The 13,068-nt window shown below is 65.4% G+C and carries 14 protein-coding genes; all 14 read right to left on the reverse strand.

Annotated elements, in window-relative coordinates; translation table 11 throughout:
- The coding region (locus tag ACE026_RS08455; protein WP_486038671.1) for a tape measure protein at positions 1-2,990 on the reverse strand (2,990 nt) is incomplete at its 3' end.
- Between the two features lie 421 nt (positions 2,991-3,411).
- Complete coding sequence (locus ACE026_RS08460) at positions 3,412-4,089, reverse strand: hypothetical protein (protein ID WP_486038672.1); 678 nt, start codon at positions 4,087-4,089, stop codon at positions 3,412-3,414.
- A gap of 88 nt (positions 4,090-4,177) precedes the next feature.
- Positions 4,178-6,145: a hypothetical protein gene (locus tag ACE026_RS08465; RefSeq protein ID WP_486038673.1), complete on the reverse strand. Its 1,968-nt coding sequence runs from the start codon at positions 6,143-6,145 to the stop codon at positions 4,178-4,180.
- A gap of 3 nt (positions 6,146-6,148) precedes the next feature.
- Positions 6,149-6,412: a hypothetical protein gene (locus tag ACE026_RS08470; protein ID WP_461770774.1), complete on the reverse strand. Its 264-nt coding sequence runs from the start codon at positions 6,410-6,412 to the stop codon at positions 6,149-6,151.
- Between the two features lie 29 nt (positions 6,413-6,441).
- A complete protein-coding gene (locus ACE026_RS08475) occupies positions 6,442-6,819 on the reverse strand; it encodes a phage tail assembly chaperone family protein, TAC (RefSeq protein ID WP_486038674.1) in 378 nt (125 codons plus the stop codon).
- Positions 6,820-6,946: 127 nt separating this feature from the next.
- A complete protein-coding gene (locus ACE026_RS08480) occupies positions 6,947-7,426 on the reverse strand; it encodes a phage tail tube protein (protein ID WP_486038675.1) in 480 nt (159 codons plus the stop codon).
- 77 nt (positions 7,427-7,503) lie between these two features.
- Complete coding sequence (gp17, locus tag ACE026_RS08485; protein WP_404735965.1) at positions 7,504-7,866, reverse strand: tail completion protein gp17; 363 nt, start codon at positions 7,864-7,866, stop codon at positions 7,504-7,506.
- A complete protein-coding gene (locus tag ACE026_RS08490) occupies positions 7,863-8,366 on the reverse strand; it encodes an HK97-gp10 family putative phage morphogenesis protein (protein ID WP_404735966.1) in 504 nt (167 codons plus the stop codon). The genes gp17 and ACE026_RS08490 overlap by 4 nt, the downstream gene beginning before the upstream one ends.
- Positions 8,359-8,694, reverse strand: a complete 336-nt coding sequence (locus tag ACE026_RS08495) for a head-tail adaptor protein (protein WP_404735967.1) — start codon at positions 8,692-8,694, stop codon at positions 8,359-8,361. The genes ACE026_RS08490 and ACE026_RS08495 overlap by 8 nt, the downstream gene beginning before the upstream one ends.
- Positions 8,691-9,170 carry a head-tail connector protein gene (locus ACE026_RS08500; protein WP_404735968.1) on the reverse strand — a complete coding sequence of 160 codons (480 nt, stop codon included), beginning with the start codon at positions 9,168-9,170 and terminating at the stop codon, positions 8,691-8,693. The genes ACE026_RS08495 and ACE026_RS08500 overlap by 4 nt, the downstream gene beginning before the upstream one ends.
- A gap of 1 nt (position 9,171) precedes the next feature.
- Positions 9,172-9,654: a hypothetical protein gene (locus tag ACE026_RS08505; RefSeq protein WP_404735969.1), complete on the reverse strand. Its 483-nt coding sequence runs from the start codon at positions 9,652-9,654 to the stop codon at positions 9,172-9,174.
- 61 nt (positions 9,655-9,715) lie between these two features.
- The gene (locus tag ACE026_RS08510) at positions 9,716-10,966 is read right to left on the reverse strand and encodes a phage major capsid protein (protein ID WP_404735970.1); all 1,251 of its coding nucleotides are present in this window, start codon (positions 10,964-10,966) and stop codon (positions 9,716-9,718) included.
- A gap of 11 nt (positions 10,967-10,977) precedes the next feature.
- Positions 10,978-11,820 (reverse strand): head maturation protease, ClpP-related, encoded by an 843-nt coding sequence (locus ACE026_RS08515; protein ID WP_404735971.1) that lies wholly within the window; start codon positions 11,818-11,820, stop codon positions 10,978-10,980.
- A complete protein-coding gene (locus tag ACE026_RS08520; RefSeq protein ID WP_486038676.1) occupies positions 11,798-13,060 on the reverse strand; it encodes a phage portal protein in 1,263 nt (420 codons plus the stop codon). Before ACE026_RS08520 ends, ACE026_RS08515 begins: the two co-directional genes overlap by 23 nt.
- Positions 13,061-13,068: the final 8 nt, after the last annotated feature.

Here is a 13,068-nt window from a genome sequence, read left to right on the forward strand (position 1 = left end):
CCCGCGGCACCGCCGCCGGTGAGTGCTGCTACGTTGTTGCCGAACCCCATGAGGCTGCCGGCGCTGGCGCCACTCGACGCGGCAGATCCGGCACTGAAAAGGCCCTGCCCCTTGGACAGCAGCCCGGCGATCGTCCCAACGTTCTGGCCACCGGCAGCGGATCCGTTCCCGCCGAACATGCCCATGATGCTCTGCATGCTGAAGCCGCCGCCTTGGCTGCCCCAGTTGCTGAAGCCTTCCATGATCCGCGTCTGAATCGGGATCACCAGCTTCTGCTGCAGTAGCTGGCGCGCAAGGTCGCGCAGTCCCTGCTTTGCCACGTCCTTCAGGTCATCCCACAGGCCGTTGAAGTCGCGCAGCCCGCCGGCAACGAAGTCGGCCATCGCGTCCGCGGCATCGCCGACGCCGTAGATCACCAGTTTGGCCCACGCCTCGACATTGGCCGCGGCCTCTTCCACCTGCAGCGACAGCGCCGCGGAAGCGTCAGCCGCGGCCAGCATCGACCGCTCGTATTCTTCATAGCTCGCCGCGCCCTTGGCCAACGCAAGCGCTTCCTTGCCACCGGCGGCCTCCACCGCCTTCTGCAGCTCCTGGCGCATGTCGCGCTCATTGAGCAGCTGCCGGCGGTAGAGCTCGCGCACACGGCCGATCTTCCCCAGCATGGCCACTTCGGCGTCCATGGTGGCCAGCAGGGATTCCGGGCTGGACAGCGCCTTGTTGATTTCCGCGCTGGACTGCTCCAGTGCTTTCTGCGACTCCAGCACCAAGGAGTTGTACGCCGCCCGCTCAATGCGTCCCTCCTTGAGCGATTCCTTGAGCTTGTCCTCGAGCTGCTTCTGGCGCTCCGTGGCCTCGGCCAGCGGTCCCGCCATGGTCGCGGCGGCCATCGCCGCTTGCTCGTTGTAACGCTTGATTGCCTCCGCGTCGGCTTTGCGGTCCTTCGCGCCGGCACGCTCTGCCGCGGACGCCGCCTTGCGCGATTCGGTGAAGGTCTTCTGTGCGGCAGCGAGATCGGTCTGGAGCCGGATGTACTGGGCGCCCTGCTCGATGTACTGCTTGACCTTCGGATCGTCCCGCTTGGAGAAATCGACTCCGCCCGCCTGGGCCTCCTTGAACCAATCGGCCACATCCAGCTTTGCAACGTCGGCAGCGCTCTTCCCGACACGAGCAAGCTGGCCGGGAAGCGACTGCATCGCCGATGCGATGCGCTTACCGGCGGCGCCGGCCGAATCCCCCAAGACGTTGAACGATCCCGACAGGGCGTCGGTTGCGGTCTTCGCTTGGTTGCTGCTGCCAGTAAAGGCCTCGAGAATCGACCTCTTACGGTCGACCTCCCGGCCAGCGGTAGCCGCTGCGGCCGTTTCTTCGGTCAAGCTCTTCGTGACGGCGGCCGCGGCCGGGGAGCCTTCAATCATGACCCGCCAAGCAGCCTCAAGACCGGTGGCAAATTCGTCCGCCGTGACTTTCCCCGCCTTGAATGCGGCATCCAGCCGTTCGGTTTCCTTGATGAAGGCCGACGCCTGGCCGACGTTGGAGAAGTTGGTAGCTGCTGCCACCATCTCGCCAATCGAGCCGGTGATCGTCTTGTAGTTGGCGTCGATCTCCTTCTGCAGGCGCAGGATTTCGCCCGCCTGCTGCTGACGGTTCAATTCGCGGAACTTTTCGATCGCGGTGTCGGCAGCACCGCCGAAATCGATCAGCGCGGCTGACGCGGTGTTGGTGTTGTCTCGGAAGATCAACCAACCAGCTGCTGCCGTAGCCAGCATCGTCACGATGCCAGCAGGCCCGCCCAGCATGGCAAGCGTCGAGGAGCCTGCCCGCGCCAGCCAACCCGCGTTTGCGGCGGTGGCCTGGGTCTGCGCCTGAGCCAGCAGCAGGGTTGCTTGCCGGTGTTCAAGAGTCGCGGCAGCAGCCTTGGAGCTTACCGAAACGCTGCCGCCGATCGCAGCTGTGCGTCGGACCTCCGCCTGGGCATCAAGCATCGCAGCGCGGGTGCGCAGCTCAAGTTGCTGGGCCGCCGCCAAGCTCTGCGCCGCGGCGGCCCGATCGGCAACCATCCCAGCGTTTGCAGCTGCCACCCGCGCGAGAAGGGCCTTGAGCAGCGGACCAGAAGCCACGGCCGCGCCAGCCACTGCCACCATCTCCAAGTTGTTGCCGAGCGCCCCAATACCAGCCGCAAGCGCCCTTGAGGCGCCAGTTGCCTCATCCGCCCTTCCGATCATCACCTGCAGGTTGTTGTTGAACAGCGTCATCGACTGGCCAACGGTGGCGTCCATCTTGCCGAACGCCGCGTCCACTGCGCCGGCTTGGCTCTGCAGTGCGTTGATCACCTGCTGGGAAGACAACTTGCCCGCGGCACCCAACTCTCGCAGCTTGCCGATCGGTACATTCAAGCCTTTCGCAATGGCCTGGGCCAGTGCGGGCGCTTGCTCGAGCACTGAGTTCAGCTCCTCACCGCGAAGCGTGCCGGATGCAAATGCCTGGCCCAACTGTACGAGTGCTGCGTCCGCCCCCGCAGCTGACGTGCCGCTGATAACCATCGTCTTGCTGATAGTTTCGACGACGCGCGCCAAGTCCCTGCCAGAGAGGTTCAGAGCCTCTTGGTTCATCGCGATGCGTTGGTACAGCTCTGCGGTGGCGCCGAGTGGCTGTCGCGCAGCACCGGCGATGCGGATCACATCTGCCTGCGCGGCTGCAAACTGAGCCTGCCCCTGAGTCACCAAGCGCAGCCGATTATTGAGGTTCGTCCACTCGTCCGCCTTGCCGACTGCGGCTTTCACGGCCACCAGCGCAGAGGTGAGGCCCACAGCTTCGAAGGCAACGCGGCGGAAGCCGGCCGCGACCTCGTCGGCCCCGCGCCGCGACGCTTCCGACATAGACGATTGGATGGCCGCCATGTCGCGCTGGACTACGCGAGCAGCCTTTCCGCTGTCGCGCTCGAAGGAGCCCGACTTCAGCAGCAGGTCTACGGTAAGGGTGTAGAGGCTCATTGCGATTCCAAAAAAAAAGCCCGCACTAGGCGGGCTTAGAGACTTATGGAGGGTTCTTTCTAACGGATCGGGATCTCCGACCCGTTGATGGTCACGCCAGTCACGACACCGGCTGCGTCGGCAATGCAGGACGCTGACGCCGGCTGAGAACTGCCATATCGTTCCGGCAGAGTCAGTCCCGACCCTGAGGGCCAAGCGAAGTAGTGCTCGTTCCCAGACCCCATATCCTTCGCATACGGGACCTTGGTGCTGCCTGCGTCCCCGGTTGCGGACTGAATCGCGCTCATACAGTTCAGCAGCGCCTGCTTGGAACCGTCATCCCGCGCGGAACAGGCAACCATCAACGCCAGCAGTAGCAGGGGTGGGAAACGGAGTGCATATTTCATAGAAACTCCCGATATTTTTGCTGGGATCATGCCAGCTACGCCGGGATTTCCTCAAATTCCAGGTATCCAGAGAAGTACTGCCGGCTGATGTTCTCGGCAGAGGGCAGCTGGGTGGCGTGGCCATAGATGGCAGCGCGCGCGGCCAGAACCGGATCGAACGCCTTGGTCTGAATGTCGCGGTATTGCGGCACGACACATGCGCGCTGGCGCCCCGCCATCGCCATTGCCACCGTCTCCCAGTCCGTTCCGTCCAGGCCGCCCTTGCGCACCACTGCCGTCGCGCGGCCCGACAGCGTCGCGGTCAGGCGGCGGTACACGGCACCGGCTACCGTGTTCACCTGCCCACCCTTGGTCCGCGTGTGGGTGCTGGCGTCGATCGGCGCCACCGCCCATCCATCCGTGATTCCAACGTCCACCGTCCGGAAGATCGCGATCTCCCCCACCTCCACGTTGGCCACCGTGGTTTCGATCTGGACCGCCACACTGCTGACCGCGGCCGTGCCGGTCGGGAAGAGCCATGCACATACGGTCCCGGTCGGCAGGCGTACGGTCTGGCCGGTGGCGCCCGCCGCCCGCACGGTGACGCCGGCGGGCACGTTGAGGCCCAGCACGGCCACGATGCCCGGCACAACAGCCTCAGCCAGGGTGATGTTTACGGACAGCGCACCGGTGCGGGCGATACGCGCCCGGCGCGCCGGCTTGCCGTCGAACAACGCCGCGCCTCCGTCTGCCGTCAGCCAGGTCCCACCTACCAGCGCCACCGACTGAGGGGCTGGCATTCCATATCCGATCAGCATCCGATCAACCCCACACCGTCAGGACCACGTCACCCGTGGCCGGGTTGCGCTCAACGCGCCTCACCAGCACTGCTTTGCCCTCGGCCAGGCCATAGCGCGGGTACGTCAGCCGGCCGATCTGGCCGGGCTGCGGTGCCAGGCTCTGATCGCCGCGCACCGTCACCTGGTAGAAGAACCGCTGCTGCCGGTACATGCCCACCACCCGGTCGATCTCCGACTGCGCGTCGGCTGCGTTCCAGAAGAGCGAGATCACCGGATCTGCCGCGTCCGCGCGGCGATAGTGCTGGTGTAGCGCCCCGCCGCCGTATACCTGCGCGCGGAACAGGCCGGTCAGCTCGTCGCGGCGCCCCTGCGGCACGTCCACCACATCCGTGACCAGGTCCGAGGCAGCCAACGCCTGAGCGTTCGGGCGGTAGGCCATGCGGCGCGTCAGGTTCGGTGCGTCGTCTGGCACTGCCAGCAGATCCTCGGCCAGGTCGTTGGCCGTGAGCTCGAACGCGGGAGCACCACCGAACGTCTCGGGGGCCACCACCCGGGTGAAGCGCAGCACCCCGGTGGCGTCCTGGTAGCAGGCCGCCCCATAGCTGGGGAGGATGGCGTTCATGGCATCCCGCCCGGTGATCGCATTGCCGGCGTAGTAGCCCACGCCCGCGTAGCCGGTTGCAGCATCCACCGCGGCGCAGTCGCCGCCCGACCATGAGGTTTTGCCCAGGCGGCCCATGATGTCCGCCATCGCCTGCTGCAGCGTGGCCGGGCGCTGGCCGGGCCCAACACTGGAAAGGTCGGCCACCACCGGCGTGACCGGCGGCGACTTCATGATGAGCTGCTGTCCGTCGGGCGACAGAGAGAACGTGCCCGGCTCCATCAGGTCACCACGGTCCATCACCGCATCAGCGTAGACCAGGCCGTCGGCCACGAACATCGCCGTCGCATCCGAATTGGCCCCCATCGCCGGCACGCTGGCCACCGCCCCTATCACGACCGGCTGCGGCTTCCATGCCAAGGCGGCGATGTTGGGCATGAAGACGCCGCGGTTGATCGTCTCGTCCAGATCGTCGTGAGCATCGCGGAAGTGAACCGTCTTGCTGCCGTCGTCGTTGATCTCGATGCGGTCCACGGTGAAGCGGAACAGGGCAGAGGTGTCCGCCAGCATGCCGGCGGAGCTGCCTGCCCGGATCTGAACCGGCATCCCTGAGGCGCCGGACAGCGCCAGGCTGTCGAGCAGCCCCTCGGCGTCGAGAACCACGCACTCAGCAGCACTGGTTTGGGTGACCGGGTCGCCGCCCCAAGGCCAGAAGTTGATCTCGCTGATCAGGCTCACCCCTTCGGCGATCAGCCCCTCGTAGCGTGCGTTGGCCGGCAGGTCGCCCGGTGCAGTCAGCCAGTCCACGTCGGACAGGCGGGTGACGGGCCCGAAGGCCTTGGCCACCTTCCAGCCTGCGAGCGCAGCCGGCCCCCGCGCATTCCACTGCCCGGCGTTCACCACCATGCACAGACCGCCAGCCTTGCTCGCCGCTAGCGCGGCGGCAAAGTGCAACGGGCCAGCCAGAGTGATATCCCGCTGATGAACCTGCGTGGCCCCCAGGTAGAACTGCATCCGGGTCGGTGTGCCGAAGACCAACCGCAGCCCAGCGATGTCACCGGGCTTGGCGATTGGCAAGCCGCTGGCGACAGCCGCGCCGTTCAACATCACTCGCCCCGTTCCCAGCTCCCATCCGACGCCCGCAGCCGTGGCCCCCGGGTAGGTATTGAGCGGCGCTGCCGCCGTGACAATGCCGACCACTGCCGACATCGGATCATCGCCCCAAACGGCGAACTCTACCCCCACCGTTCCCGTGCTTTGCGCCACGTCCGACTTGGCCATGCGGCTGATATTGGCCGCGGCGGTGGTGGCCAGTGTGAGGCCGCCGTCTCGCGCCGCCAGCAGCGGGCCGATGGGAACCGCCGCGAAGCGCCCGAAATTGTCAGCCATTGGTCATCCCAGTGAATCGAACCAGTCCTGCGCCTCGTCGTCGTCCGACCGGGGCACCAGCACGTCCATGAAGTCCTGCATGCCGCGCTTCGTGCCTGCTTGGCTGTGCGCGGCGAAGGTGAAGGCAGCGAATGCGGCCGGCTTGATGTGCAGCCCCACCGGATCGATGGGGTTTCGCTTGTGGAACTCCCACCACCGCAGGAATTCCTTGCGCGACATGGTCCCGCGCAGCTCGGCCACCGTGCGATGCAGGTGGCCGGCCAGCACATGCCAGAACCAGTCCTCGCCCCGCTGCCTTAGGCGTTTCCCGCCTCGGCCTGGGCGTCAGCGGCCTTGTCGCCGAAGCCCGAGTGCTTCATGGCCACCTGCTGCAGCTCGGCGGCCACCAGCGGCTTAAGCTGTGCCGCCTGGGCGTCCGTCATCACCGGCTTGCCGTCTTCGTCGCAGATGGTGGCAGCAATCAGCTTGGCGCGGTCTGCGTCCTGCCAGAGCTTGCGGAATTCGGCGTCCGGCAGTTCGCGGACGTAGAACTGGGCCTTGTCGCCGTTGGGCAGCGTGATCGTATCGGCGTGCACGTCCTTGGACGCGAACATGCCCAGGCTGGTGAACGCCTGCAGCACCGTCTGCGAGGGAGCGACGGTATCAAGCGGGAGAGTTTCGTTGGTCTTGCTCATTGGCCGTTTCCTTGAATGGCGACAGGGCGCGCGGGCCGCGCACGGCTAACACGCGGAAGATCCGCGCGCCCCGTCAAAGAGATGGCCCGCCGAAGCGGGCCGAGAGTGGTGCAGCCGTTGCCGCCCGTTACGGGCCGCCAGCAGGCCGGTGAGTGGTCACCGCGCCGGAGCCGCGAATGGTGACCGTTGCCTTCCAGACGTCGTTGTCCTGGCTGCTCACCGCGAAGTTCTGCACGAACCCGTCGAACTGCTTGGACAGCACCGTGGGCGGCGGGGTGATCGTCCCGTCAACCGCCGCCGGCTTCGCGACACCCTCCGTCTCGGACAGCGGTGCGGTCACCAGCCAGTTCACGACGGCGCCCGTCTTGTGCAGGTCTTCCAGCTTCTCGTGGTCGACGCTGTCGTAGATGATTTCGATGCTGGTGCTGCCGGTCTGCTTTCGGCCGGCGACGAACTGATCCCAGTCGTCGTCGTAGTCGGAGATATCGATCTCCGACGCCTGGCCATCGGGGAAACCAACAGAACGCAGGCGGGTCACCTTGATGACTTCGGCCGCGCCGATGGCGACGAACAGCTGCGAGTGCTTCGACTTGATTACCTGTCCCATAGGGATTTCCTTGTGTTGCGCCCGTCGCCGGGCATAAAAAAGCCCCTTGCGGGGCCGGTGAGTTGCCGTTGTGTGGATCAGCGCAGCTGCAGGAGACGTGCGTCGAATGAAATTCCCATCGCATCCGTGCCTTCGCTGTCGGGCGTCGGGTTGTACGACTCGATGCTGCCCACGCGCTCGACCACATCACGGATGGCCACCGCGGCGCCGTTGGCTTGGGTCAGGCTGTCGCCCCATACGGTCAAGCGAACCCTCCACCCATCTGCAGGCGGTGTCTCGGACAGCATCGCCGTAGGCGACCCGCCGACGACCTCCCACGTCGCGTATGGGAGTGCGGTGTCCTGCGGTGCAGTGCCCGGCCCGACCCTGATGGGGTCGCCCAGCACTTGCCGGACACCCGCGTCGCCCTGCAACAGGGATTGGATCAAGGGGACCATCATCTCCAACCCTCCTTTCTCATCTGACTGTTGAGCGCGCTCCAGGTCTCATCGATGATCACCTGCGCCGCCTCCGGCCCCTTCGCTTCGCCTGCCGGCGTCAGGAACGGATTGGCCCTCAGCTTCTTGGTGCCGAACTCGAGGAACCGCCAGTAGTAGGCCCAGCCACGATCGACATACGACTTTCCAGCTCGACCACGTCGCTGATTGCGCTTGGTGTTGGCGTACTTCCGACGGCGGCCCGATTTGACCCCCACGGTGAAGTACTCGCCGCCTTTCCCGACGCCGGCGCGCGTCCTGTTGCGAGCGTTGGCCCGGCGCGTGACGATTTGGCTTGCCATGAATCCGGATGCCTTCGGCGCCCTACGCCTCGCGTCGTCCCGGATCACATTGCCGCCCTTGCGCATACCGGTCTGGACCGCCCTTCCCTGCACGGCCTTGGGAGCCTCTCGCAGCGAGCGCAGGAGGCCGTCCAGACCTTGAATGGACACCTGCTCAGCCATCGCTGCGCTCCGAAATAGCGATAATCGCCAACTCACTTCGATCGTTGCTTGGGGCGACGCTCTTGATGTCGAAATAGCGCCCGCGAAACACGATGCGCCACTGCGGATCAACTTGCCGTGGGCGAATATCGAACCGGACTTGCTCGCGGTAGTGGTCGACGCCGGCGGCCACCGCTTCGGTGGTGGCGGCAAGGTTGTTGGTGGCCTTGGCCCATACCGACACTACTTCAGCCCACACCGGCTTACTTGGACCGCCGAAGGGGTCGCGCGTCGTGGCCTCCCGCTCGAAACGGATACGGTGTTGTAGGTCGCCGTCCTGAAGCGTCATGGCATCATCACTCTTCGATATGGGCGCAGGAGGCTCTTGGCTCCGTTGGGGAGCTCTATCGCCTGGGCCCCCACAACTACGTCAGAGCGGTTCGCGTAGAGATGACCGATCGTCAGCAGTACGGCCGTGACGATGCTGGGATTCACGACCACACCATGAATGCATGCATCCGCCTCGGCCGTGGCCTCGCCGAATGCAACTGCGGCAACGCGGATCGCCGCGGTGCGTTCCTCGCCGTTGCGGATGAAGGCTGCGTCCGCCAGTGCCTGGTCACGCGCTGTTGCCGCTGCCCTGACCGCCGCTGGGTAGCCGGCTCGTGCCTGAGCCAGCGCGTCCGAGGTCTCGTAGACCCTGCGATTGAGATAAGCCTGCGCAGCGTCCACCGCACCAGCAATTGCCGGCTGCAGCTGCTCCTCGGGGTAGTCAGGCTCGACCCGCACATGCGAGCGGGCCTGTGCGATCGAGACGATGGGCATGTCAGTCCTTCTTACCTTCAGCCAGTGCTGCGGCCAACTTTTCAGCACCCCAACGCTTATCGAACGGGATACCTGCCGCCTCCAGCTGGGCGATCAGGGCCACCTTGTCGCCGGCTGCCTGCTGCTTGGCGGCGGCCTCGGCGTTCTCGGCGGTCAGACCCTGCACCGTCTCAGCGATCGCCGCCTCGCGGGCGTCCTCGCTCAGTTCGTTCCAGGCCTCGACGGACAAGCCCGACGCTGCATGCGCCTTGCTGACCACATCGCCGAGCGACAGTTCGCTTCCGTCGGCGAACTCAAACCGCGCCGGCTGCAGGCTTGAGCCCAACAGCGTCCCCGGTGCCGGGGCGCCGGGGACTAGGCTCAGTGCGCCCACCGACAGTGCGCCAGGCTCCAGTTCGGGCGGACACTCATCGCCGGCAGCGAACTGGATGGGATAGATCTGGCCTTCCGGAACCCCACGGAAAGGCTTGATGAATTTTGCCATTGCGGCTCCTCGAACACAGGATTGAAGCCGGGCGGCGCGGGGCCGCCCGACAGGTGGGTGATCAGGCCGAAGCTGCGATCTTGAGGGCGCGCATCGGCTCCGGGTTGTGTACGCCGCCGCCCACACGCTTGGTGGTGTAGAACATGACGTAAGGCTTGTTGGTGTACGGATCGCGCAGCACGCGCACGCCCTTGCGGTCGTACACGGTGTAGGTCTGCTTGAAGTCACCGAACAGCGCGGCGATCGCGTTGGCCGCTACGTCCGGCGTCGCCGCCACGTCCTGCACGGCGAAGCCGGCCAGGGTGGACGGTTGACCGGCCACCAAGGACGGCTGCCACAGGTAGTTGCCCTGCGCGTCCTTCAGTTTGCGCACCACGCCCTGGGTCTTGCGGTTCATGGCGAACTTAGCGCCAGCGGTGAAGGCTGACGGCAGGTCGTAGACCAGGTCCAGGATGCTGTCGCCATTGATGCCGGCTGCAACACCGCTGTTCACGGCCTTGATGGCGCCGAACGGGTGCTTGGCGGCGTTGGCGCCACCTTCCACGTAGGTCAGGATGCCAAACGGCTTGTTGACACCATTGCCGGAGAAGAACGCATCACCTTCCTGCCTGGCGAACTCCAGCTCGACTTCGCCGGCCAGCCACGTCTCCAGGTCGATCTCGGCATCGTCCAGCAGCTGCTGGGTGGCGGCAGGATTGGCATAGATCTCGCCCCAGCCAAAGCTGAGCGGGCGCAGCTTTGAGGTCGCGGTCTCCGGGCGGGGGTCTTCTTCTCCCACCCAACCCGAGGACGTGCCGCCGGTGTTGTACAGCTTGGTCAGGCCGGCACCCGAACAGGGCTGCACGTTGGCAAGCTGTCGCATGTCCGAGACGATAACCAGGCGGTCGGTGATCGAGCGATCCCATTCGACCGGTGCCAGGTAGCCGCCTTCGTCGGCCGCGCCCTTGTTGAGGGCAGCCTGCACTTCACCCTTGCGGAAGTGAGCACGGAACGAATCGGTGTACTCGGCATCGGCCACGTCGCTGGCGGCGCCGCCACCGCCCATCTGGAACGCGGCCATCTGGGTGTTGGCCTGGTCGACCGCGGCTTGCAGACGGGTGATATCGGCGTTGATGTTGTCGACCTTCAGGGCCTGCAATGCATCGGCATTGCCCTTCTTGATCTCGTCCAGCTGCTTGTTGTGCTCGGCCTTGAAGTCGGCGAATGCCTTGTTCAGGCTCTCCACCAGCGCCTTCACCTCGGGCTGGCTACCACCATCGGCGTGCACGGAAACGAGGCCACGCGGAACGCGGCCGTGGGTCATCTTGGTCATTTTTTGGCCTCTTAGGCTTTGATGTTGTCGAGAAGGCCCTGCAACAGGGCCGTGGTTTCCTGTCCACCAGCGCTCGGCATGGCAGGGTCGGCAGCGCTCGGCTTGCCGTTGAACAGCGATTTGAGGGTGTCGCGTCGCATGGAGCGGGAGTGGCCAGCCTTGGCCATTGCTGCTTCCACCAGGGCGAGCGCCTTGCGGCCGCCCGATGTCTGCTTGGCATCCTTGGTAGCGGCGGCCCCGTCGAGCAGGCCATCGGCAAAGCCATCCTCCACGGCTTGGGCGGCGCCGATCCACGTCTCCTCGTCCATCATCCGGGCCGCTTCCGCCTCGGTGACACCCGATCGAGCGGCGTAGACCTTCGCCATGGCCGCGTCGAAGGGCTCCAGCAGCTTTGCCGCGTCCGCCATGTCGTGCCGATTGCCGATGGCCACCGCCCACGCGTTGTGGATCATCAGGAACGCCCCGTCTCCCATCAGGATCTCATCCCCGGCCATGGCGATAACCGATGCCGCCGACGCAGCCAACCCCATCACCTGGACCGTCACGCGGCCCAGGTGCTCGCGCAGCAGGTTGTAGATCGCCACGCCCTCGAAGAAGTCACCCCCGGGGGAGTTGATGTTCACCACCACGTCCTTGCTGCCGATCGCACGAAGGGCGGCGCTGATCCGCTTGGCGGTAACGCCGGTGCCCTCCCAGTTCTCGCCGATCGAGTCGTAGATGGAGATACTGTTCGCGTCGTTGCCGGCAGCGCGGACTTCCGGCTCCCAGCGCTCCAGCGCGTCGGGCCGCATGTCGAACTGGGCAGCGCCGAGCCGTCGCTCGGCGCGAATTTCAGGTAGCTGCCGGAGGCTCATCGTTCTTTCCCTTCTGTGTCATGGGGTTGATCAAGTCGTTGGCGCCTGGCTGGTCCGATTCGGGGTAGTCCAGCAGGTCGCGGATTTCGTTCTGCGTATGGAACGGCTTTGTGCCACCGGAGCCGAGGGCGGCCTTGAAGAACTCCGCCTGGTCCTTCAGCGTTCCGCGCATCAGCGCCCTCACGTTGAACTTCGGCTGGAATCGCTCCAGGTCGCGCTCTGGAATCAGCGATCGCGCTACCGCCTGCTCCCAGTTGGTGAAATGCTCGAGCATCGTGTATTGCAGGAAGAAGATGCCCAACTGTTCAATGCCGGTGCCCCAGCTGGTGTCGCTCAGGAAAAGCAGCGGGCGGGGAACGCCGTAGAGCCTGGCCACCTCTTCCACCTGGGCATTCCGGTTCTCGACGTGCTGCGCTTCCTGCGCCGTGCTGCCGAACTTATTCGCCTTTGCACCCTCTTCCAGCAGCATCCATTTCTGCGCTGCTGCAGCGCCGGCATACTCGGTGTCCAGCGATCCGCGCATGCGGCCGTAGGCGGTATCGCTTAGCGCGTTCGGCACTTCGATAGCGCCACCTGCCATGTTGCCGGTTTCGAAGATGCGGCTGGCGGCCCGCTCCGCATCGAGCGCAAGGCGAATGGCCCGGTCCGCCAGCTTCATTCTCGACAAGCTGGTCACACCATCCACGGAGATATCGCGGATGTGCAGCACCTCTTCCTGCTTAAGCACCACCTCGCCACGCTTCTTGCTGTTAAAGCGGTAGAGCATCCGCCAGTCGTCGCCCAGCTCAGGCTTCACAGCCAACGAGTCCAGCGGGATGAGGTGGATGGGCCGGCCTGCTGACCATACGATCCGCGCGTACGCGTCACCGTGGCGCTGCCGCGCAAGCTCCATCTGCCGCTTGAACTCCAACGGCGTTTGCCATGGGTTTGGCTTGACCTTGAGCAGCCGGTGGGCCGGGTGCTCAGTAGCGATCCGCTTCTTGCCGCCTGACTCGATCAGATTCAGCGGCAGCATGCCGATGGTTCCGCAGATCAGGGACAGGCAGCGAAGCACTGCCATGTTGCGCAGCTGGTAGCCACCACCGCCGTGCCCACTCCGCGCCCGGATGAACTCCAGCAGCGCCGGGTCATCCATCCCTGTGAACTGGCCGGCCTCAGCTCGTGCACCCTGTGGCGCAGCCTGCTGCGGATTCCAGATCCGGTCCAGCGACTTGATATCTTCTTCGTTGAACCTGGACATTGCGTTTC

This window comes from Stenotrophomonas sp. AGC87 (assembly GCF_057333975.1).